We start from the raw sequence: 21,843 nt of genomic DNA, 5'->3' as shown, positions 1-21,843 counted from the left end.
CTTCAAGAGGTAATTATATCTTAGTGAAGTTACTTGGTTCGGTACCGAAGTGAAGCGGAGGCATGTCTGAGTGCCGGCAGAAGGGGTCACGATCGTCGGCGGTGGTCAGCGGCGTGCGCGGTATCGACGCACGGTATGTGTGGGCATCAGGCGGCACCAGATCGCGGCAGTACCAAGCAATAGGGGACTTGCTAACTGAGTCAGTGCATCGACAAGCGACCGGTCGCCGCCGCGACTGGTGAAATTACGCTGGGTGTTTGCGCGAGTGCTGCCTACCACCGACCGAGCATGAAAAAGACCGACATAATCGCGGTGGCCACCCCGACCGTCATTTTCAGGAATACTTCGACGGCGAATGCCTCCGCCGCTTCACCGATTAGATGCCGCGAGGGCAAGCCCACGTCCGCGGCCCGCTCCATGGCCAATGATCGGATGGTCTCTATTCGCCAGCCCAGGGTCGACAAGGCCACCGCGGACACGAACGCGGTGAGCGTGCACAGCAGCAGCGATACCTGATTCTCCGGGGCGGGAACTGTGCCGTATGCATTGGTAAATGTCTCCGTCGACAGCGATAGCGCTACGGCGCTGGCCAGGTAATAGGCGCCGGGATGGACCTGACCGAGACTGGCGCTGATCTTACGAATCACCGAGTACCCTCGCTGACTCCGCCTCGAACAATTCCACCTCGTGTGCCAGCTCGTTCAACGCCACGACCTCGCACCTGGCCTTGGCTACTGCCTCCAGCTCGATCAGTTTATCGGCACGCAGGGTAAGTACAGTTCGGCTGTTCGCGGTCGGGTCGCGGCGCTTGGGGCCGCTCCGTAGTTGTTCCGAAAGCTGCTGCAACCCATTGATGCGACGGCGTAATTCGGTCTGCGCGGCGAGGGAAATCGACGCGATCTCGTCCCGTGCCTTTTCCCGGCGTCGACTATCCGAGCCGGCGAGCAGGTCGTTCACCGTATCGATCAGATCCGTAGTGCCGTAACCCGCTCGGTCGACATCGCCTTTGATCACGATGTCGCCGACGCCGTACCGGAGCAGAATATTCTTGCTGATCGCGCCTTTCAGGCGCGAGCCCGTCACCACCGCGCGCGGCAGATCGGGCCGGTTGTGCAGGATGTAGGACAGGACCTCGTAACCGGAGTAGTCGTCCTCATCGGTGAGGTTGAGATCGATCAGTGCGCAGTCCACATCGGGATGTTGGAGTTCATCGATCGCCGCATCCACTCTGGTCACGTGTCTTACCTCGTGCCCCCGGAGTACGCGCTGCACCGCTCGGGCAAATTGAATATTGTCCTCGAGCAACAATATTATCGCCATCTACGCTCTCCTGGAAATGGGCAGAACAATGAGAAAGGTGGCGCCGGTCGAGTAGTGCACGTCGACCGTGATCTGACCGCCGAGGTCGGTGACGATTTCGCGGGCGCGGGCTAGGCCGAGTCCATGGCCTTCGCCCTTGCTGGAGAACCCGAGCTGGAAAATGCCTTCGACATCCTCGGGCGGGATTCCTGGGCCTTCGTCCGACACGATGACCGAGACGGACCTGCCGGACACCGAGGCGATCACTCGCACCCGCCCATCGCCGTCCACCGCTTCGATCGCGTTGTAGAGCAGGTTCTCGAACAGTGCCGTGATATCGCCTTTGACGCCACGGACGAGCACCCCGGCGATGCCATCGATATCGAGTTCGATGACACTGTCCGGAAATTCGAGACCGAGCCGATTCCGCAGCGCGGTCAGTACGCCGCGAATGCTGATTCGGGCCACCTTCTGGGCGCGATGCAGCTCTTCCGGCGCACGGGCCAGTTCGGTGCAACCCAGGGTGATGTCGTCGATCCACTGGGCGAGTTCGCCGTCCAGTTTCACCCCGCGCAGATGCAGCTCCTCGCGTATCGAATGGACGTCACGCAGAATCGGGTCCACCGCCTTGCGAATCCGATGAGCGAAGTCACCGTTGAGTCGCAATCTGGTCGCCTCGGCCCTCGACTCCGCGGCCTCCTCCCGCCGCCGGCGAACCTCGGCGGCGAGTCGCGCGCTCGCCAGCACGGCCGACGACAGGACAGGCAGCGCATCACGCTCCAGCTGACTGAACGAATGCGGTGCGGCCACCCGGATCACATGGAGTCCGAGCAGCTCGCCTTCGGCGTGCAGCGGAATCAGGCCCACCGTGTCCAACGGTCCCTGATGGGTGTCGAAGAGCTGCTTGAGCAGTCGGTGCGGACGGGAATTGGAATCGTGCAGTATCGGTTTGGTGCTCGATCTGAACCAGTCGAGCGTGCGGTCGATGTCGAAGCCGGGTGGATTCCTCCAGGCACTGCTCCGGAACACCTCGCTGAACTGCCCGCCGGCGCCCGCCAGCCAGACACTCGATTCGGCTTGCACATTCAGCGCTTGACGCAGAAGTTCCACGCCCAAGGCCAGCGCGGCACGTTCGTCCTCGCCGGTTCCCGACAACGTCAGCGCGCCGACCAGCCGGCGCAACTGCTCCGATAGATCGTATCTGGCTGCGCTCTCGCTGATATGAATCGCCTCTTCACGTGTACTGGTGATCAGCGTTGCTTCTTCTAGGGTGATGCCGGTTATCTCGATTCCCGTCTCGGCGAGCAGGTGTGCCTTCATCGCCTTGTCGTAGAGCGGAAATCGAATCGTGAGGAGCAATCGCTGTGAGCCGGAGTAGATGACATCGTCTACCAGGTTCCGAATCTCGATGCCGTTTCGAATTATCTTGTCGTGATCCGCTTTTGCTTGTTCGTGTTCGAGCTTGTTGGTCAACAGCGTGAGATAGCTCGCGCCGAGGGCTTCGCTCATCGAGTACCCGTACAGCCGCTCGGCGCCCCGGGTCCACAGTTTGATGGTGTAGTCGTCTTCCGGACCCGCGGCGGCCCACAGCGAGACCGAGGTGGTGCCCGCGATCTCGGTGAGGAGATTCGCGTCGTGCTCATCCACTTCTGCTGCCCTCCCCGTTCGCCGAGGGCGGGTCGAGCCGGAGCGTGGCCAGGTCGACCGCGAGACCGTGCGTGGGCAGCACGGCGGCGGCGCGGACGCGGCGGCCACACAGCTCCCTGGTCGTGGGGACCTGGAACAGCAGCGGCACGATCGCGGCGTCGGCCAGGGCGACGCGTTCGGCCTTGCGCCACGCGGCGTCGGCCGATTCGCCGTCCGCCGCGGCGAGTGCCCGGTCGATCAGCGCGTCCACCTCGGGGTTGCGGTAACCGCCGAAGTTGGCGGGGGAGCCCGATTGCAGCAGCGGCTGGAGGAAGACGCGACCGTTGTGCTGCGGCCAGGTCGGCGACCACGACGCGAGCGCGATATCCCAGTCGCCCGCCTCCGCCCTGGCCGGGTCGGCGAGCAGATCCAGATAGTGCGGGACGGCCAATTCGATTGACTCGACCGTGATTCCGGCCGTGGCCAGGTCGGCGGCATAGCGGTGGGCGACCCGGCGGGCGCGCTCGGTGGCCGGGTGGATCGCGGTGATCCGCAGCTCGCCCGGATGCCCCGCGGCGGCGAGCATCGCCGCGCAGTTGGCCGGGGTGCCGCGCTGGTCCGGCGTCGAGTAGGGGCCGAGGTCCTGGTGGCCGTCGTTGTTCGGCGCGACGATCGAGCCCGCGACCCGGATGATGGTCTCGCCGCCCAGCGTGGCGACGTCCGCCGCGATGGCGGCTTTATCGATCGCCTGCGCGATCGCCTGGCGCACCGCCACCTTCCGCAACGCGCCCCCGGCGTTGGGGCTGCGGGTGTTGAACACCAGATAGGGGTCCAGCGCGAAACCGAGGTCGTGCTCGACGGTCGTTGCGGCATCGGCGATTCGGATGCCCCAGGCCAGATCCGCACGGTCCGTGCGGATTCGGTACGCCACCGCGCCCGCGCCGACCGGTTCGGAGCTGACCTCGACCGCTTCGAAATGCTGCCGCCGAACGGGGTCGGTCTCCGCGCGCCACACCGGGTTCCGGCTCAGGCGCAGGGCCCGGCCGGGGGTGAAATCGGTGGGCCGGTACGGCCCGATGGACCTGATGTTGTCGCACAGCTCGATGCTGCCCGGCACGTAGCGGTCGTAGTCGAGCGGTGCCGGCGAGGCGCAGGGCAGGGTCAGCATGTCGATGAAATCCGCGGCGGGCCTGCGTAATTCGAAGACGATCGTCTGGTCGTCGAGCACCAGCAAACCCGGAATGTCATGGGAATTCTGGTATTCGGCCAATTCGGGTCCGGTCGGCACGGTGCCGGCGAACGCGGCGGCGTACTCGGCGCAGAACTTCGCCATGCCCCGGACGGTGTCGGTGAAGTAGGGCAGCAACGTGCTGCGGCGCAACGGATTACCCATCCGCTTGAAACCGCGCACCACGTCGTGGGTGGTGACCGGGCGCGCGGGGTGGCCGTCCCAATGCACGCCGGGCCGCAGATGGACCACATAGCTGGTGTAGCTCGCGCCCATTCCGGCGTTGTAGATGGACGGGACCTCGGTCGCCAGATCGGGCACCGGTGCGCCGGCCTGCCAATCGCGCGGATCGCCCTGCGTTCGATAGGTGAACAGCTGCCGGGTGAACAGCCGGACTACCCGGTCGATCGGAAATCTCGGGCAGCACACCGGATCCAGCTGATCGAGCGGGCCGGGACCGTACAGGCGCAGGATCGTCGGTTCGGTCATGACATCTCCGCGGCCAGCCCGGCCATGATGTCGACGGCCTTGTCGATCTCGTCGAAGTCGTTGAAGATGTGCGTCGTGATGCGTGACGCGTAGTGCTGATGCGGCGATCCGGGCACGTCGAACTCGGTCCACCTGGTGAAGAGCCGGTGTTCGCGTTGCAGCCGCATGGTGAACTCGTGGATCTTCTTCACATTCCACGCGTCTTCGGGCCGGCGGAACGGATGGAAGGCGATCAACGGCGACTTCAGCACGCGATCCGCGCCGGGCGAGTACATCGCGTCCCGGCCGAACCGCTCGGCGACGCGGTAGCGCGCGTACTCCGCGAGCAGCATGATCCGGCGCTCGATCCGATCCCGGCCGATCTCGTCCCACAGCGCGCAGGCGGTGGCGAGTCCGGCCCCGCGGGCGATGCTGGCACTGCCCGCGCTCTGCAGGTAGTCGCCCATGTTGTCGCTCTCCAGCGAGGTTCTGGTCCGGGGCGGCGGGCTGCCCTTCATGGGATACCAGGTGGAGATGATCGGCCAGAACCGGGGCAGCGGCAGCGGGTTGTATTCCGGATGAATCTTGTTGCGCACGTACAGCAATCCGGTGCCCAACGGGCCGCACTGGAACTTGGATCCGGAGCAGGAGATGAAATCCGCGCCGATGGCCCGCATGTCGAGATCGAGCATGCCGGGCAGCAGCGCGCCGTCGATCACCGTGGTCAGGCCGTGCCGCTGCGCGAGTTCACACAGTGCCCGCATCGGCAGCTTGGTGCCGGTGAACAGCGTGATCCCCGCGAAGGCAAGCACTTTCGTGCGCGGGGTGATCGCCGCCTCGAACAGTTCGATGATCTGCTCGGCGCGCACGTCGTACCCGGTGGGGAGGGTGATCGTGGTGAGCTTGATGCCGAATCGGTTGCGCAGCAGGTTGAAATTGGACAGCACGGAATAGCACTCGTGCGTGGTGGTGACGACCTCGTCGCCGGCGTGCAGATCCAGGCCGTGGATGACCCGCGCGACGCCCTCGGTCGCATTGTGGGTGATCACCATCTCGTCCTGATCGACCCCGTAGGCCTTGGCGATGGCGGCGCGATGGTCCGGGTACATCCCCGGCGGATAGACATCGCCGAGACCGCCGGCCCACTGCCTGGTCACCCGGTCCACGGCGTCGAGCACGGCGTGCGGCATCGCGCCGACGGTGCCGGAGTTGAGATGGATGGCGCCGGGATCCAGGGCGAACAACCCGTGGATCTCGGACCAGTCCGCGGTGCGCAGGCTCGGTGGGGGCCCGGCGGTTATGGTCGCCGCCGGATGCGGCGGGACGGGATCGACAACGCCGGTCATGGGAACCCCTTCCACGATGAGGCTCGGCCGGTGTGGGCCGCGCACCTCGGTCGCCGGTCGGCCCGGGCGTCCTGCCATCGGCCGGATATCGCCTCCGCGCTTCCTCGACGTTCGACTAGCTATATATTACATAAGTTTTCGACGCTTTTGAGGCTCTGTACGTTTTCGGGGTGCGGCTGAGCGTTCCTCTCGCCCGAGTGGCTTCAAAAAGCTATGGTGGATATCGTGGCGGGCGTGCGGGCGGCCCGAGTCGGCCGCACGGCGCACCGCCGGATCTCGTATGCCACTGGTATCCAAGGGGTTTCGGCCGGCCGAGTCCGTGCACGCGGGAGCCGAGCGTCAGCGAGGTGGAGTCATGAGCGGCAACGGGCGGGCGGTGGCGGCCTTCCTCGCGGCGCTGCCGAAGGTGGAATTGCATGTGCACCTGCTGGGTTCGGCGTCGGTGGACACGGTGGCCGCATTGGCCGGAGCTCGTCCGGACGCCGGGGTGCCCGCCGACCCGGCCGAATTGCGCCGGTATTACCGATTCACCGATTTCGCGCATTTCATCGAGGTGTACACCGCGGTCAACCGGTTGGTGACCAGCGGCCCGGCGCTGGTGCGGCTGGTGACCGGCCTCGGCGACCAGCTGGCGGCGGACAACGTGCGCTATGCCGAGGTGACCGTCACGCCGCTGTCGCATCTGCGCCGGGGTATCGCCGCCGCCGAGCTCGCCGAGGCGTTGTCGGCCGGTCGGCGTCTCGTTGCCGAATGCCATGGCATCCAGCTGAATTGGATATTCGACGCGTCGGCCGACGACGGCGTCGCCGGCGCCTTCGCCACGCTGGACTGGATCCTGCGCCACCGGCCCGATGGAACGGTCGGGTTCGGGCTGGGCGGCCCGGAACGCGGTGCGCCGCGCCGGCTGTTCCGCGGCGCGTTCGAGAAGGCAAGGGCCAGTGGACTGCACGCCGTTCCGCATGCGGGGGAGACCTCCGACGCCGGCGAAATCTGGTCGGCCGCACGTGATCTGGGCGCGGAGCGGATCGGGCACGGGATTCGCGCGGTGACCGACCGCGGGCTGCTCGCCTACCTGGCCGAACGCAACATCACCCTCGAGGTCTGTCCGTCGTCGAATGTCCGCACCGGTGCGGTGCGCGCGTTCGACCAGCATCCGCTGCCCGCATTGCTCGCCGCCGGTGTCCCGGTCACCCTCGGCAGCGACGATCCCGGCATGTTCGGCACCACGCTGAATCGCGAATTCCAGCTGTGCCACGACCGGCTCGGCCTCTCGGTCGCCGCGCTCGTGGACACCGTGGCGGCGGGGATCGATGCGGCCTTCTGCCCGGCGTCCGTGGCCAGGGAAATCCGCCGCGACCTCGCGGACGCGGTTCTTCGGTTCGATCGACAGCAGAGAATAGGGAGATGAGGCCATGCGAACACGATTCGCGCTCCTGCTGCGGGCGGTGCGCGTCGCGGGCATCGTTGTCGCGGTGGGCGTTCCGGCGGTGCCGGGTGGTGTGATCCGCCGGTTGCGCTACGGTCCCTCGGCCGGTCGCCAGCATCTCTATCAGCGGCTGGTCGTGCTGTTGATGCTGCTCGGACCGACCTTCGTCAAGGCGGGACAGGTCCTCGGTACCCGCCGCGATCTGCTGCCGCCGGCGCTGTGTGACGAACTGTCGCTCTTGCAGGATTCCGTCACGCCGCTGGACGCGGCACACACCGCGATCGCGTTGGCCGAGGCATACGGCGCCGAGGTGGACGACGTCTTCGCCGTGCTCGACGCGGAACCGGTCGCGTCCGGCAGTGTCGCGTCGGTGTACCGGGCGCGGTTGCGCACCGGCCAGGAGGTCGCGATCAAGCTGCGCAGGCCGGGGATCGAGCAGGTCATGTCCGAGGATCTCGCGCTGATTCGAGGCGGCGCGGCCTTCGTCGCGCGGCTGCCGATTTTTCGCGGCGTTCCGGTCGAGGAGGTCGTCGCGAACATGGCGGGCGCGATCCTCGGGCAGCTCGACTTCGAACGGGAGGCCGACAATCTGCTGCGGTTGCGCAAGAACCTCTCCGAGGTGCCGCGGGTCTGGGTGCCGAAGGTCTACCCCGAGGCCTGCCGTCCGCGGTGCATCGTCATGGAGTTCATCCCGGACCTGGCGGTGGACACGGCCGATCACTGTTCGCCGGCCGCCCGCCGGCGCTTCGCGACGTCCGGCATGGCCGCGATGTATCAGATGCTCTTCGTCGACGGATTCGTGCACTGCGACATGCATCCCGGCAATCTCTACTTCACCCGCAGCGCGCAGGTCGTGGTGCTCGACGCGGGCTTCAGCGTGCAGCTCACCGACCGGCTCCGGCGCCTGTTCGCCGAGTTCTTCATGAACATGGCGATCGGGCGCGGGCTGCATGCCGCCGAGATCGTGATCCAGAGTGCGGCCGAGATCGCCGAGGATGCCGACCTCGCGGGGTTCACCGCGCGGATGGCCGATCTGGTCGAGCGCAGCCACGGCCAGCCCGCCAGGGAATTCAGCCTGATCGCCTTCGCCATGGAGATGTTCGACCTGCAACGCCGCTTCGGCATCAATGCCGCGCCCGAGCTGATCTTCCCGCTGCTGTCCCTGCTGGTGATCGAGGGGACCATCCGGGAACTCGATCCGGACATGGATTTTCAAGAGGCGGCCAAGCCGCAGCTGATGCGCGGCCTGTTCGGCACCGACGGCGGCCGTTCTACCCTCGGTTGACCACCACGGTGTCGAGTTCGATGGCGCGCAGCGCGCGGGCGGGGAAGTCGCAATACCAGAGATGCGTTCCGTCCCAAGTCATTCCGGTCGGGCGGCCGGGGACGCGGACCGAGCCGACCTCCGCGCCGGTGCGCACGCTCAACGCCCGCACCATCGAATCGCCGTAGTCGCCGTGCAGCACCATGCCCTCGGCATAGGTGAGGCCGGACGGGGATTCGCCGCCCACCGGGTATTCGCGTTCGATGTCCATGGTCGCGTAGTTCCGCAGCTGGATGACGGTCGGCGCGCGCAGGCACATCCACAGCCCCTCCGGGCCGAACTCGATCCCGGTCAGCCGGCCACTGCGCGGTAGGACTTCCTTCTCCCCAACGGATTCCCCGGTTTCCGGGTCGATGAGCAGGAGTCGTTTGGGGTGCCCGCCGACCTGGAGCAGCCGGGTGCCGTCGTAGGCGAGGTCGGCGCGGACGCGGGCACAGGACCAGGAGCGAGTGACGGTTCCGTCGGACGGGTCGATGGCGAAGATCGTCCGCGCGTCCTGGTCGGAATGCCACAGCATCGAACCGTCCCAGGTGAGGCCGCACAGATAGGCGGTGGGAGCGGGCAGCGTCCTGGCGATGGACGCGGGTTCACAGTAGGTCATCTCGATCTCCCCTAGCCTGGCGACAATCTCGCTTCACGAATATATTGTGAACTAGAGGTGATGTTGATGGAAGCCGAGCTGGCCGATCTTGCGCAGGCATACGTCGATCGCCACTGGCCGTCGAACCGGTCCCGGATCGCCTCGCCGGCCAGTTTCACCCTCGACTGGGACGAGGACTACTGCCGCCGGGTGGCCGCGTACTTCGAGCAGGCTCCGCGTCTGGCCTACGACGTATCCCTGGCTCGGCGCTACGACCGGTTCAAGCGGGAGAACCTTCAGCAATACCGGGTGGTGGTCGACGCGGGGATCGCGGTGCGGCCGTGGCTGTCCGCGGGACAGCCCTACCGCAGTTCGGCCGAGCTGCGCGCGTCCGTCCGGACGACCGGTGAGCTGTACGTATACCTGACCAGCGCCGGGCACGGCTCGGAGCCCGCCGATGACCTCCACCCGATGCTGGAACCGTCCGGCATCGTGGTCGACGGCATCCAGCTCAGCCACAACGACGTGTTCCGGGCCGTGCACGACGTCTTCGGGCATGTGATGTCCGGGCGCGGATTCTCGGCCCGCGGCGAGTTCGGGGCGGCCTTCTGTCATATGGGGATGTACTCCGCGGACGTGCATCCGGTGTTGTTCACCGAGCAGATCGCGCAGATCTGCTGGTTCTTCTTCGGCCCGCACGCGGGCGAGCGCCGGTACCCGCCGCAGAAGGTGTTCGAGTTCCCCGGCCGCTATCTGACCGAGTTCCGGACCCTGTTCAACCCTAGGCAAACTAACTTCATTTAGATATGGTTATCTGATGACTGATCTGGTGAGTAATGGGAAGATCAGCCCGTCGATTCTGGGGGAGTCGGTTCGCCGCGACTTTCCCATCCTGGAGCGGCGCTTCGGCCCGAATCCATTGGTGTATCTGGACAATGCGGCGACCGCGCAGAAGCCGCGCGCCGTGCTCGACGCGCTGGTGAACTACTACTCCGGCGTGAACAGCAATATCGGCCGGGGCTACTACCAGCTCAGCATGGCCGCGACCGACGCCTATGAGGCGGCCCGCGAGGCCATTCGGCGCGCGATCAACGCGGAAAACGCCGACGAGGTGGTTTTCACCCCCGGCACGACCGCGGCAATCAATTTGCTCGCCGATACCTTCGGCCGGTCCGTGGTGACCGCCGATGACCAGGTCGTCGTCACCGGCATGGAGCACAACTCCAACATGCTGCCGTGGCGAAGGCTGTGCGAGAGCACCGGCGCCGAGCTCGTCGTCGTTCCGGTCGGCGCCGGGGGACGAGTCGCGCTGGACAAGTTCGCCGAAGCGCTCGGACCTCGGGTCAAGCTCGCCGCCGTCGCGCACGTGTCCAATGTGCTCGGCACGGTCAACCCGGTCCGGGAAATGATCGGCGCGGCGCATCGGCACGGAATTCCGGTATTGGTCGACGGCGCGCAGGCGGTGCCGCACCAGCCGGTGGACGTTCGCGATCTCGACGCCGACTTCTACTGCTTCTCCGGGCACAAGATCTACGGCCCGATGGGCATCGGCGTGCTGTACGGCAAGCGAGAACTGCTGTCCCGGCTGGAGCCGTATCAAGTGGGCGGCGGGACGGTGAAAGGCGTGACCCTCGACGAGCCGGTCGCCTATGTCCCGGTGCCGGCCCGGCTCGAAGCGGGCACCCCGCACATCGCGGGCGCGATCGGCCTGGCCGCGGCCTTCGCCTATGTCCACGACCTCGGCTGGGACGACATCCAGCGCCACGACGACGTCCTGGTGAACGCCGCTGTCGAAGCCCTGCAAGGCATTCCGCGCGTTCGTATCATCGGTGACCCGGCGGCCCAACCGAGTGGCATCGTCTCGTTCGTCGTCGACGGCATCCACCCCTACGACGTCGGCGGCCACCTGGATCGCCACGGTGTGGCGGTGCGCAGCGGGGTGCACTGCGCCAACGTCTTCATCGACACCTTCGGCGTAGTCGGCACGGTGCGCCTGTCGTTCGCGGTGTACAACACCGAGGCCGAAATCGAGGTGGTCCGGCACGCGCTCACGACCGTGCGGCCCGGTTTCTGGACCGAAGAGCATCCCACCGAACGTTTTCTGGCGACCGATCCGTCCGCCGAGAACCAGCACTGACGGGACCGCTGTCATGACGACTGCCGAATTCGATCCGGTGAGCTTCAAACAGACGCAACGAGCCAACTGGAACGCCATCAGCGAAGGCTGGCTGTCCTGTTCGGCCGACTTCGAATCCGGCGGCGCGCCCGTGACCGCCAGGTTGCTCGAACTCGCCGGCGTGCGGCGGGGACATCGGGTTCTCGACGTCGGCACCGGAACCGGCGAACCCGCGCTCTCCGCCGCGGCCGTCGTCGGCGCGACCGGAGCCGTCACCGGCATCGACCTCGCCCCAGACATGATCGACCGGGCCCGAGACCGCGGACGCGGCATGGGCAACATCGAATTCGCGGTCGGCGATGTCGAATCGCTGGACTTCCCCGCCGCGTCGTTCGACGTCGTGCTCAGCCGCTGGGGCTTGATGTTCGCCGTCGACCGCGTCGAGACGTTCCGGACGCTGGCGCGCGTGCTGGTGCCCGGCGGCCTGCTCGCCGCCGCCGTGTGGGCGGTTCCCGGGTCGGCCGCGCCCATGATGTCCCTCGGCTTCCAGACGATCGCCGAGCGGCTCGAACTACCGCCCGCCCCACCCGGCGCGCCGGGGCCGTTCAGCATGGGCGACCCGGAGGCGGTCGCCGCCGAATTGGCGAAGGCGGGTTTCGGCGAGGTCGAGGTGACCGCGTTCCAGGTGCCGTTCGTGCTCGAATCCCCGCAGCGCTTCATCGAATTCAACAAGGTGGTCATTCCGCCCGGACTGAAGACCATGCTGCGGGAGCGGTTCGGCAGCGCCGACGATCCGGAGACCTGGGCGGCAGTGGGTGCGGCCGTCGAGCCCTACCGCACGTCCGAGGGCGCGGTCGCCCTGCCGAGCAAGGCCCTGCTCCTGCGGGCCGTCGCACCGATCGGCTGATCCGCATGCGCTTCGACACCCGCCTCGTGCACAGTGGGCAGCAGTCCTCGCCCGGCACCGGTGACATCGTGCCGCCGATCCACGTCGCCACCACCTACGATCGCTTCGCCCAGGATCCGTTGCGCCGCTTCTACTCTCGTGGCGAGAACCCGACCAGGGAAGCACTGGAGGAATGCCTGGCCGCGCTGGAGGACGCGCGATTCTGCGCGGTCTTCTCCTCGGGGCAGGCCGCCGCGACCACGATGTTGTCCATCCTGACGACCGGGCAGCGCGTGGTGTCCTCCGATGACGTGTACGGCGGCACCTACGCGTTGTTCGCGACGCTGGGCCGCTTCGGGATTCAGGTCGACTACGCAGATCTGGCCGATCCGGCCGAAGCGCGGCGCGCACTGGCGACCGACGCCGCGATGGTGTGGGTGGAGACGCCGAGCAACCCGCTGCTGAAGATCGCGGATATCGCCGAGATCAGCCGGTTGGCCCACGCGCGCGGTGCGGTGGTGGTGGTCGACAACACCTTCGCCAGTCCGGCCCTGCAACGCCCGCTGGATCTGGGCGCGGACGTAAGTCTCTACAGCACAACCAAATTCATCGCGGGCCACGCCGACGTACTCGGCGGCGCGCTGGTGTGCGACAACGAGGAGTTGCACGCCGGTTTCGTCGAACATCGGACGGTGACCGGCGGCGTATCCGGCGGCCTGGACTGCTATCTCGTGCATCGCGGCGTAAAGACGTTGTCCCTGCGCGTGACTCGCCAGACCGCCACCGCACGCTCGATCGCCGAGCAGCTGTGCGATCAGCCGGCCGTGCTCGAGGTGTGTTATCCCGGTCTGCCGTCGCATCCCCAGCATGACCTGGCCGCCCGGCAGATGTCGGGGCCGGGCTCGATCATCAGTTTCCGCTACCGCGGCGATCCGGAGAAGCTGATGGCGAGAACGCAGCTGTTCGCCTGCGCGGTGAGCCTCGGCGGCGTGCGATCGCTGATCGAGTGCCCGGCATTGATGACGCACCGACCGATACCGCGTGCGGTCCGGCACGCGGCCGGAATCACCGACGACCTGATTCGACTCTCCGTCGGGATCGAGGATCCGGCCGATCTGGTCGCGGATCTGACCACTGCGCTGGAAGGTGACTGATGACGAATTCCCTTGCTACCCAAGGTGTCCAGCTGCTCGACGGCGGGATCGCGACCGAGCTACAACGCGCCGGTCTGCCGGTGCGCCCGCCGTGGTGGACGTCGGGGGTCGTGCTCACCGACGCGAAACGCGGGGTGCTGCAATCGGTGCACGAGGCATACCTCGCCGCCGGCGCACAGGTGATCACGGCGAACACCTTCCGGGCAAACCTGCGCGCCTTGCGGCAGACCAAGCTCGACGAGGCGGGCTGGGCCTGGATGGTGCACGCGGCCGTGGGTGTGGCCGAGGCCGCGCGGAAACAAGCCGGCCTTCCCGGGGTGCGGATCGCCGGCTCGATCGGACCGGTCGAGGACTGCTATCGACCGGATCTGGTGCCCACCAACGAGGAACTGCGCGCCGAGCACGGCTGGCTGGTGCGCGAACTCTCGCGGGCCGGGGTGGACCTGTTCCTGATCGAGACGATGAACACCATTCGAGAAGCCCGGATCGCGCTGGCGCAGGTGCTCGCCGCGGGCGGCCGAGCTTGGGTGTCGTTCGTCTGCACGGATGACGCGACGCTGTTGTCCGGCGAGCCGCTGACCGGCGCGGTCCACGCGGTGCAACGCGACGGCGCCGAGGCCGTGCTGATCAACTGCACGTCGCCGCACGGCACGGAGGTGGCGCTACGGGTGCTGTGCCGTGGCCGGGCCGGGCTGATCGGCGCCTATCCGAATATCGAGGACCGGACCGGCTTGGCGCTCTACGAACATGTCGATCACGCCGTACCGCCGGGGTTGGCCCCGGACGAATTCGCCGAACTGGTCGCGCGGTGGCGCACCGACTACGGGCTCGACATCATCGGCGGATGCTGCGGCACCACGCCCGCGCACCTCGAGGCGGCGAAAAAACAGCTGAGCGTGACCGTCGGGACGTGAGGTCCGGCTCGACCGGTCCGCAGTCGTTCGTCGCGAATATTACTATATATTAAGATATTATTACGGCGAAGATGTGCTGCGGACTGTCGGGCGACGGTCGGCGGGCGTTTCTACGGCCGGCGCTGGGGTCCGTACGGACTCCGATCGCGTCGGCCGTTCGCCCTCAGCCCCAGCGCCGAAGTGTTATTTCCGGATGGCATCAGTTGCACGGAGCCGCCCGCGACCGGTCGCAGGTCATCATTGAAACACCGGTAGCTCAGAAGCTACTGACCGGCGGGTAGGTGTCCGCAGCTACCGAAGGGGAACATTTAACGTAGTATCTGTATCACTAGGAAGTTGTAGTGATCCGACACTCGAGGTACTCACATGGGAACGAAGCGCTACGCGCAGATGTGCGCGGTCGCGGCCGCGCTCGACCTCGTCGGCGAGCGCTGGACCCTGCTGATCATCCGCGATCTCAGCACCGGTCCGAAGCGGTACAACCAGCTGCTCGAAGAGACGCTGGTCGGAATCGGGCCGAACCTACTCGCGGCGCGGTTGCAGATGCTCACCGAACACGGGGTGATTCAGCGTGAGCCCGTGCCCGGCGACGGCCGTGGCGTCCAGTACCGGTTGACCGCCAGCGGTGAGGCGCTCCGACCGGTGATCATCGGGTTGGCGTCGTGGGGTCTGTCGCATATCTCCTCGTACGAGCAGGACGGACTCGTCCGTTCCGAGTGGGGCCGATTGGCGTTGGAGGCGATGATCAGCGTCGGGCCCAAGCCCGAGGTCGAGGAGTCCTACGAATTCCGGATCGGCGACGAGGTGTTCCATGTTTGCTGCGAAGACGGCCTCGCGCGCGTCGTCGACGGATCCCCGCCGGACGAGCCGGCGCTCGTGGTCACCGCCGACCCGGAGACGTTCATCCGGATCGGCACCGAGCAGATCGGCATCCTCGACGCGATGCTCTCCGGCAGCCTGACGGTCAGCGGCGATACGACCTCGTTGACCCGCTGCCTGCGCCTGCTCGGCCTCGAGCTCACCTCGACGGCGCAGGCCGCTCGCGAGGCCCACGCCGACGTCTCCTGACCTGCCCGGCTGCTCGACCATGAGTCAGTCGGCCCGGCGGCCGGCCAGCGTGCGCAGGTCATTTCCCGACTGGTGCGGCTCGGCGTACGGCTCGAGCGCGCGCCGCAGACTTTCGGGTACCCGCGTCGGCTCGACCCGAGTTCCGGTGCCGCGCATACAGGCAACCCGCTGACGGCCGCGGGCCACCAGGTGTTCGGCCCCGGTCTGGTCGTCGATGTCGAGGTAGGCGAAGGCGAATTCGAGCTGCGTCTGGGTGAGGTCCACCAGGGTCATCCGGATGGTGAGGCGCTGGAACGCGGTCAGTTCGGCGAAGTACTCGCACTCGCACTTGATCGTGAAAAGCTTGAGGTCCCGGTGGATCTCGGCGAGCACATCCGGCGCGTGCTCCATCAGGAACATCTCCCGGCACCGGCCCTGCCAGCTGAAGTAGTGCACGAAGTAGACGTTGCCGACCAGGTTGGTTTCCTGGAAGCCGACGATGTGGGTGATCTCGTAAGAGCGCACGTATCAACCTTTCTCGGTCACCGAGAACACCACCGGCTGCTGCGGTGCCGGTAACGCCAGGGTGGTGCTGAAGGACCAGACGACGTCGGTGCCGTGCCGCAGCGCCAGCCATCCGTCGGCCGCGGCCCGGTGGTCCAGGGTCAGTCGCGGTCGGGTGACGGTGACGCCGAGCTTCGTCACGGCTTCGCGCGCGCTCCAGACCCGGGTCGCGGCGGTGTCGAACGACTCGCCCGCCGCCCGCGCGCACAGCTGCGCGAGCGCGACACCCGAATCGCCCAGCAGGCCGGTCCATTGCGCCGGCGTGCGCTCCCGGACCGGTTCGAGGTCACAGCCGACCGGGCAGGCGGCGACCACGGCGACGGTGAGGCCTGCGCCGTGCGAGAAGCTCGCGTGTCCGTCCGGTATCTCCGGTCGCCCGTCGGGCCGGTACCGGATGACCACCGCGCGGCCGAGCGCGGCGGCCAGCGCGCGCCGGGTCGCCTCGCGGCGGTCGGAAACGCTTGGGCCGGTGTCGTTTTCAGTGACGCCGGGCTGTGGCCGGTCGCGCACGATGGCCAACTGAACCGGCGACGTCAGCAGGGAATCGAGACGCCGTTGCACGTGCGGACCGAGCAACTCGGGTATCCACCCGGACTGCGCCGCGATCGGTGCGACCGCGGTGAGTTCGAGCGCCTCCCAGATCGCGACGACCGCGCCGCGCTCGTCGCGCACGATGACGTCGTAGATGTAGGTCGATTGTTCGTGCGACCGTTCGCGCGCGGCCAGCACGACGGTCTGGACGTCGGGCGCTATCGGCAGCGACAGCACGCGTGCCACTTTCGCCGGCAGCAGCGTCGCGTCCGGAACACAGACCTGTATCGCGTGCATGAACGCGTCCCGCGCCGCCGGGTCGTCCAGAACCAGCGCCTTCGGCAACATGGGGGAGAACCAGCGCTGATCGCGGACCCGAATCCGGGCCACGCATTGCCGGGCGGACAGATGCCGATAATCCTCGACCGACCGAAACATCGGTCCGTGGAACATGATCCGGTCGTAGAAGTCGGTGTCGATCGCCATGCCGAGGCCGGAGGTCGCGGTGGCGGCGGTGTGCGCGAATTCGGCAAGTCGCTGCAACGGTTCGGTCGCCAACGTCGGTACCGCGCTGACGGCGGTCACATCGTTGTGTGGCCGCGCGTGCCGGCAGACGCCGCGGAAATGGTCGACCTGAAATCCCGTGGTGTCCGACCGGATCGCCACCCGGACGGTATCGCCCGAGCGCAGGGCAGCGACCCGGATCGTGGTGACCCGATCCGGCGCCGCGATGATCGGCCGGAGGAATTCGAGATCGTGCAACTGCACCGGGTGCTGTTCGCCGAACAGCGCGGTGGCGGCCTGCGCCATCGCCTCCATGCCCATCACCGCGGGGAACAGCGCGTCACGGGCGAACCGATGATCGGCGAGATAGGGATCGGTCGCCATCGAGACGTCGGCGTCGGCGAGCAACTCGATCCAGGGGACATGCAGGCGCGGACGTTCCAGGAACCGCAGCAGCGGCAGCTCGACCTCGTCGAATCGGATCGTCGGCAGGCCGCCGGTCCGGCCGATCACGACCACGCTGGTCGGGCAGGCCGGGGTACGCAGCAGATCCAGCAGGAGGTCGACGCCCAGGTCGGTCGGGATCGGCTCGATCCCTTCGCGGACAAGGGAATCCAGCACGCCGAGCCGTTCGCCCATCCCGGTGCCTGCCCAGACCGACCATTCGACGGTGAGGCACCGGCAGTCCGGCAGTTCGCCGGCCAGGTCATCGATGGTGGCGCGCAGCCAGTCGTTGGCGATCGCGTAATGCCCCTCGCCGCGCAGCCCGGCCCGGCCGATGATGCTGCCGAAGCCGACGACCAGCCGGAGTTCGGCCGGCTGGAGCGATTCGAGCAGGTTGTGCAGGCCGTCGACCTTGGGCGCGATCGTTCGCGCCACGTGCTCGCCGGTCAACGATCCGATTGCCGCGGGGGTGTTGATGCCTGCCCCGTGCAGGATGCCGGTGACCGCGCCGAGCTCGCGGCGAATCGTGGCGATCGTGTCGGCGATCTGGTTCCGGTCGGTCACGTCGGCGGCGTAATAGTGTGCGGTGACACCGGATTCGCGTAGCCGCGTCATGTTCGTGGCGATCTCGGGATCGTCGGCGGGGCTGCGCGCGATCACCGCGAGCACGCATCCGGTCTGCTTGGCAAGTGCCACAGCGCATTCGGCGGTGATGCCACGAACCCCGCCGGTGACCGCGACCACGTCGCGCGCGCCGAGCGGCAATCCGGCGCCGCCGAGCGCCAGCTCGCGCAGTACCGGTTCGGTCCGTTTGCCCTCCCGGTCGTAGTGGACCTCCCGGAAGGTGGTGGTCGCGGCGATGTCGGCGCAGGCCAGCCGCGCGACGTGCTCGGGCGGCAGGCCGGCGGCGAAGTGGACGACTGTCGTCCGGACGGCCGGCGACTCCAGGTGCACCGTCTTGGCCAGCGCGGCCGGGTCTCGGCCGCCGTCGAAAACGACCAGGCGAGAACCGGTTTCGATCGCCGAGCGGGCTGCGGAGAGCATCCGGTCGATGGCGATGTCGGCCGGTTCGCCGGTCGCCGCACCGAGCCGCAGGAGCACGCCGTCGCCGAGGCGGGCGGTGTCGAGCCGGTGCCGGATGGCGGCGATGAACGGATCGTCTTCCGGGGCGAACACCTGCCATCGTCCCGGCGCGTCGTCGCCACGGTCGGTGACCGGCGGTACCGCGGCGGTGACCAGGTCGACCGTGAACGGGCGCACCCAGATATCTACACCGGTCAGATCGTCCGCCGGTTTCGCCGAGGCACCGCGAGCGGTATGTGCGATCTCATCGATCGCCTCGGCGAGCTGCGCGATCGTCGCGGTGGCGACGTTGGTGGTCGGTTCCGGGGTCTCCGTACCCAGCAGCTGGATCGCGTCCGCGACCAACTGGGTGATGGTGATGCTGCTCAAATGCAGATCGTCGAGCGGGCGAGTCTCAGGGGTGATCTCCTCGAGGGGGAGTTCGACGCGCTCGGCGATCAGTCGCTGCAATGTCGACAAGGACGAGGTGTCATCCGCCCATCCCGAGTCGGGTTGATCGGCGACGGCCGGCTGCGCCGTGGACTGGGTCCGGGGGAGGAACGAGTCGTTCGGTGCTTGCTCGCAAGGACTTTCGAGAAAAACGAACTGCTTGTCGAGCGGGATCGTCCGGGTGAACCGCTCGGCGGCGAAGCCGTCCAGGTCCGGCCGGGCGCCGAGGACGTAGCAGGCGGCGAGGGTGCGCAGGATCCCGGCGACGGAGCTGCCGTCGGTGTCCATCGCGACCGCGGGAACGCCCGGACAGACGTCGGCGGCGAGGGCCGACAGCGTCGCACCGGGACCGACCTCGACGAGCAGATCGCAGGTCTCGGCCAGCTGCGACAACGCATCGGCGAATCGGACCGGCGCGTGCACCTGACGCTCGAGCAGATCGGCGACGGCGCAGCCCGGTTCCAACGGGCCCGCGGTGACGGTCGAGAACACCCCGGCCTGTTTGACCCGGCCGAGATCGATCTCCTCGAGATAGCGACGGAAGGCATGGGCGGCCGGCGCGACCAACGGTGAGTGGAACGCATGCGAGACCAGCAGTGTCCGGCACTGCATTCCGGCTGCGCGGGCGCTCACCAGCACCACGTCGACGGCGTTCGTCGGACCCGCGACCACCGTGTGTTTCGGACCGTTGTATCCGGCGATCACCACCGGGCTGCCGTTCAGCAGCGTCGCGACCTGATCGGCGGGCGCGAAGATCGTTGCCATGGTGCCTGGTTCGGCCACGGCGGCGGAGTGCATGGCCTCGCCGCGGAACGCCGCGGTGCGCACGAGTTCGGTTTCGTCGAACACGCCCGCCCAGTAGAGCGCGGTCAATTCGCCCAGGCTGTGCCCGACGCAGCCGACGACGTCCACGCCGGCGGATTCGAGCACGCGCAATCCGGCGAGCGAGGCCGTGACGATGCGCGGCTGAGCCTCCTCGGTGGCCTGGCCTTCGGCGCGCACGCCCACCTGCCGGTACAGGTCGGCGACCACGGCGAAGCGGCGAGCGGGCGCCCCGCCATCGCCCTGTCCGGGGGCACCCTGACCGGGGAACATCAGTCCGATGCGCGGCGCGGAACCGATTCCCGCGCCGAGGAATTGGCCGGTGCCCGGCGCGAACCAGTGCCGTTCACCGGCGGCGAGGACGTCGGCCAGTTCGGTCAACCGGTCGGCGGCCTGGCGCTGGTCGGCGGCGACCACCGCCGCCTTGATCGTCAGCCGGGAGTCGACCCGGATCAGCTCGGTGGCGAGATCGCCGAGTTCGGCGAACGAACATCGCGCGGCGAGCGCGGCGACCGTGCGCAGCTTCGCCTCCAGCTCGACCGGAGTCGCCGCGGACAAGACGAACAGTTCCGCATCCTGCGCGCTGCGCGCCAGGCGAGTACCGGCCGTGCGCGACAACGCTCGCGGTGGCTGCCTGCTCTCCAGCACGACATGGGCATTGATGCCGCCGAAACCCAGCGACGAGACGCCGGCCCGCCGCGGATGCGCGGTGTTCACGGACCGATGTGCCTCGCCGGGACCCGGCCATTCCAGCGCTCGGTCGGGGAGCCGGAGTCGATTCGCGACATCGGCGAGGGCCGGATGCGCCCGGTCGGTTCCGGTGATCGGCGGAATGGTGCCGTGGTGTACGGCGAGTGTGGTCTTGATCAGCGCCGCGATACCGGCCGCCGCCTTCGTATGACCGATATTGCCCTTGATCGATCCGATCGCCACCGGTGGCCGGTCCGCATCCCGCGCGGCGACGGCCGTATTGAACACCTCGAGTTCGGTCCGGTCGCCGACCACGGTGCCTGCGCCGTGGCCTTCGAGATAGTCGACGGTGTCCACGCCGAATCCCGCCATCCGGTACGCGCGTTCGATGGCCCGCAGGTGGCCGTTGGGTTCGGGCCGGGTGATGCCGCCACGGCCGTCCGAGGAGATACCCCAGCCGGCGATCGTCGCGTAAATCCGTGCGCCCCGGGCGATCGCGTCCTCCTCGCGCTGCAACACGAGGATCCCGCAGCCCTCACCCGGCCAGAAGCCGTTCGATCGCTCGTCGTACACGCGCATCTCCGACGTGGACAGCGCGCCGGTTTTCGCGAAGCCGACCAGTTCGAACGGGTCGATGGACAGGTCGACGCCGCCGACCACCGCGGCGTCGATGTGACCGGCCAGCATGGCGTCACCGGCCTGGGTGATCGACAACAGCGACGATGAGCAGGCGCCGTCGACGATGAAACCGCCACCGCCGAAATCGAAGTGGTTGCAGATGCGCCCGGCGATCGTGTTCGCCAGGCCGCCGGCCAGGCTGTCCTCGGTGATCGCCGGGAACGGCGCCTTGTAGTCCGCCTCGTACGCGTCGAGGAAGGCGGCGATCTCCGCCGCGGGCCTGCCTTCGCGGTGCAGCGCGCCGGCCAGGGTGCGCCGCACATAGGGCCAGCGCAGCCGCATCCCCGAGGCGCGGGTCATATCGCCGGTGAGCGTGTTGCCGAGGATGACGCCGGTGCGCTTGCGGTCCAAGCCTTCGCCCGCGGGGAAGCCCGCGTCGTCGAGTGCCGCCGCGGCGGTGTCCAACGCGAGCCAGTGCACGATGTCGGTGGACCGAAAGGTGCCGGCGGCGATGCGATGCCGGGACCGATCGAAGGTCCAGCCTTCGATCACCGCTGAATGCGTCGCGTAGTGGCGGTCCGCCGCGGCCGGATCACTCGCGTAGTAGTCGGCCGGGTTCAACCTGGCCGGCGGGATCGGCCGGAAGGCGCGCCGGCGGGCAAGGACGTTGTCCCACAACTGAGCCGGAGTCGCGGCGTCCGGAAAACGGCACGCCATTCCTACGATCGCTAGCCGAACCATCGG

The 21,843-nt window shown here is 67.7% G+C and carries 16 protein-coding genes; 8 read left to right on the top strand and 8 right to left on the bottom strand.

Going from position 1 to position 21,843, the window contains the following annotated elements; translation table 11 throughout:
• Window positions 1-272: 272 nt before the first annotated feature.
• From AB0M22_RS38555 to AB0M22_RS38535, 5 genes are read right to left on the bottom strand one after another with little or no spacing between them, the layout of a single operon-like run.
• A complete protein-coding gene (locus AB0M22_RS38555; RefSeq protein WP_364737456.1) occupies window positions 273-647 on the bottom strand; it encodes a hypothetical protein in 375 nt (124 codons plus the stop codon).
• Complete coding sequence (locus AB0M22_RS38550; protein ID WP_364737454.1) at window positions 637-1,320, bottom strand: response regulator; 684 nt, start codon at window positions 1,318-1,320, stop codon at window positions 637-639. The genes AB0M22_RS38555 and AB0M22_RS38550 overlap by 11 nt, the downstream gene beginning before the upstream one ends.
• Entirely contained in the window at window positions 1,321-2,946 is a 1,626-nt protein-coding gene (locus AB0M22_RS38545; protein WP_364737452.1) for an ATP-binding protein, read from the bottom strand. It abuts the gene before it with no gap.
• Entirely contained in the window at window positions 2,939-4,642 is a 1,704-nt protein-coding gene (locus tag AB0M22_RS38540) for an ABC transporter substrate-binding protein (protein ID WP_364737450.1), read from the bottom strand. Before AB0M22_RS38540 ends, AB0M22_RS38545 begins: the two co-directional genes overlap by 8 nt.
• Window positions 4,639-5,967: an aminotransferase class V-fold PLP-dependent enzyme gene (locus AB0M22_RS38535; RefSeq protein WP_364737448.1), complete on the bottom strand. Its 1,329-nt coding sequence runs from the start codon at window positions 5,965-5,967 to the stop codon at window positions 4,639-4,641. The genes AB0M22_RS38540 and AB0M22_RS38535 overlap by 4 nt, the downstream gene beginning before the upstream one ends.
• 355 nt (window positions 5,968-6,322) lie before the next feature.
• On the opposite strand from AB0M22_RS38535, the gene add reads away from it, so the two are divergent.
• Window positions 6,323-7,375 carry an adenosine deaminase gene (gene add / locus AB0M22_RS38530; RefSeq protein ID WP_364737446.1) on the top strand — a complete coding sequence of 351 codons (1,053 nt, stop codon included), beginning with the start codon at window positions 6,323-6,325 and terminating at the stop codon, window positions 7,373-7,375.
• 4 nt (window positions 7,376-7,379) lie between these two features.
• Window positions 7,380-8,678 (top strand): AarF/UbiB family protein, encoded by a 1,299-nt coding sequence (locus tag AB0M22_RS38525; RefSeq protein WP_364737444.1) that lies wholly within the window; start codon window positions 7,380-7,382, stop codon window positions 8,676-8,678.
• Here the strand turns inward: AB0M22_RS38525 and AB0M22_RS38520 are convergent.
• Entirely contained in the window at window positions 8,665-9,318 is a 654-nt protein-coding gene (locus AB0M22_RS38520; RefSeq protein ID WP_364737442.1) for a hypothetical protein, read from the bottom strand. The genes AB0M22_RS38525 and AB0M22_RS38520 overlap by 14 nt on opposite strands.
• A 66-nt stretch (window positions 9,319-9,384) precedes the next feature.
• Here AB0M22_RS38520 and AB0M22_RS38515 point away from each other — a divergent pair, with 66 nt between their 5' ends.
• The 6 genes from AB0M22_RS38515 (at window position 9,385) to AB0M22_RS38490 (ending at window position 15,435) form a co-directional block, all read left to right on the top strand.
• The gene (locus AB0M22_RS38515) at window positions 9,385-10,101 is read left to right on the top strand and encodes a crotonobetainyl-CoA--carnitine CoA-transferase (protein WP_364737440.1); all 717 of its coding nucleotides are present in this window, start codon (window positions 9,385-9,387) and stop codon (window positions 10,099-10,101) included.
• A gap of 13 nt (window positions 10,102-10,114) precedes the next feature.
• Complete coding sequence (locus tag AB0M22_RS38510) at window positions 10,115-11,434, top strand: cysteine desulfurase (protein WP_364737438.1); 1,320 nt, start codon at window positions 10,115-10,117, stop codon at window positions 11,432-11,434.
• Window positions 11,435-11,447: 13 nt separating this feature from the next.
• Window positions 11,448-12,320: a class I SAM-dependent methyltransferase gene (locus AB0M22_RS38505; protein WP_364737436.1), complete on the top strand. Its 873-nt coding sequence runs from the start codon at window positions 11,448-11,450 to the stop codon at window positions 12,318-12,320.
• A 5-nt stretch (window positions 12,321-12,325) separates the two neighbouring features.
• On the top strand, window positions 12,326-13,453 hold the full coding sequence (locus tag AB0M22_RS38500; protein ID WP_364737434.1) for a PLP-dependent aspartate aminotransferase family protein: 1,128 nt from the start codon (window positions 12,326-12,328) through the stop codon (window positions 13,451-13,453).
• Window positions 13,453-14,367 (top strand): homocysteine S-methyltransferase family protein, encoded by a 915-nt coding sequence (locus AB0M22_RS38495; protein WP_364737432.1) that lies wholly within the window; start codon window positions 13,453-13,455, stop codon window positions 14,365-14,367. Before AB0M22_RS38500 ends, AB0M22_RS38495 begins: the two co-directional genes overlap by 1 nt.
• A gap of 366 nt (window positions 14,368-14,733) precedes the next feature.
• Window positions 14,734-15,435: a winged helix-turn-helix transcriptional regulator gene (locus AB0M22_RS38490; protein ID WP_364737430.1), complete on the top strand. Its 702-nt coding sequence runs from the start codon at window positions 14,734-14,736 to the stop codon at window positions 15,433-15,435.
• 24 nt (window positions 15,436-15,459) lie between these two features.
• Here AB0M22_RS38490 and AB0M22_RS38485 read toward each other — a convergent pair whose 3' ends face one another.
• Window positions 15,460-15,939, bottom strand: a complete 480-nt coding sequence (locus AB0M22_RS38485) for an acyl-CoA thioesterase (RefSeq protein ID WP_364737428.1) — start codon at window positions 15,937-15,939, stop codon at window positions 15,460-15,462.
• Between the two features lie 3 nt (window positions 15,940-15,942).
• Complete coding sequence (locus tag AB0M22_RS38480) at window positions 15,943-21,840, bottom strand: SDR family NAD(P)-dependent oxidoreductase (protein WP_364737426.1); 5,898 nt, start codon at window positions 21,838-21,840, stop codon at window positions 15,943-15,945.
• Window positions 21,841-21,843: the final 3 nt, after the last annotated feature.

This window comes from Nocardia sp. NPDC051756, from assembly GCF_040681495.1.
Lineage (GTDB): Bacteria > Actinomycetota > Actinomycetes > Mycobacteriales > Mycobacteriaceae > Nocardia.
The sequence above is the reverse complement of the archived record's forward strand: the minus strand, read 5'-3'. Positions and strand labels throughout refer to the sequence as shown.

Coding starts and splice junctions, on each gene's coding strand:
- AB0M22_RS38550 (WP_364737454.1), bottom strand. CDS start 1,320: ATGGCGATAATATTGTTGCTCGAGGACAATATTCAATTTGCCCGAGCG.
- AB0M22_RS38540 (WP_364737450.1), bottom strand. CDS start 4,642: ATGACCGAACCGACGATCCTGCGCCTGTACGGTCCCGGCCCGCTCGAT.
- AB0M22_RS38535 (WP_364737448.1), bottom strand. CDS start 5,967: ATGACCGGCGTTGTCGATCCCGTCCCGCCGCATCCGGCGGCGACCATA.
- add (WP_364737446.1), top strand. CDS start 6,323: ATGAGCGGCAACGGGCGGGCGGTGGCGGCCTTCCTCGCGGCGCTGCCG.
- AB0M22_RS38525 (WP_364737444.1), top strand. CDS start 7,380: ATGCGAACACGATTCGCGCTCCTGCTGCGGGCGGTGCGCGTCGCGGGC.
- AB0M22_RS38520 (WP_364737442.1), bottom strand. CDS start 9,318: ATGACCTACTGTGAACCCGCGTCCATCGCCAGGACGCTGCCCGCTCCC.
- AB0M22_RS38515 (WP_364737440.1), top strand. CDS start 9,385: ATGGAAGCCGAGCTGGCCGATCTTGCGCAGGCATACGTCGATCGCCAC.
- AB0M22_RS38510 (WP_364737438.1), top strand. CDS start 10,115: ATGACTGATCTGGTGAGTAATGGGAAGATCAGCCCGTCGATTCTGGGG.
- AB0M22_RS38505 (WP_364737436.1), top strand. CDS start 11,448: ATGACGACTGCCGAATTCGATCCGGTGAGCTTCAAACAGACGCAACGA.
- AB0M22_RS38500 (WP_364737434.1), top strand. CDS start 12,326: ATGCGCTTCGACACCCGCCTCGTGCACAGTGGGCAGCAGTCCTCGCCC.
- AB0M22_RS38495 (WP_364737432.1), top strand. CDS start 13,453: ATGACGAATTCCCTTGCTACCCAAGGTGTCCAGCTGCTCGACGGCGGG.
- AB0M22_RS38490 (WP_364737430.1), top strand. CDS start 14,734: ATGGGAACGAAGCGCTACGCGCAGATGTGCGCGGTCGCGGCCGCGCTC.
- AB0M22_RS38480 (WP_364737426.1), bottom strand. CDS start 21,840: ATGGTTCGGCTAGCGATCGTAGGAATGGCGTGCCGTTTTCCGGACGCC.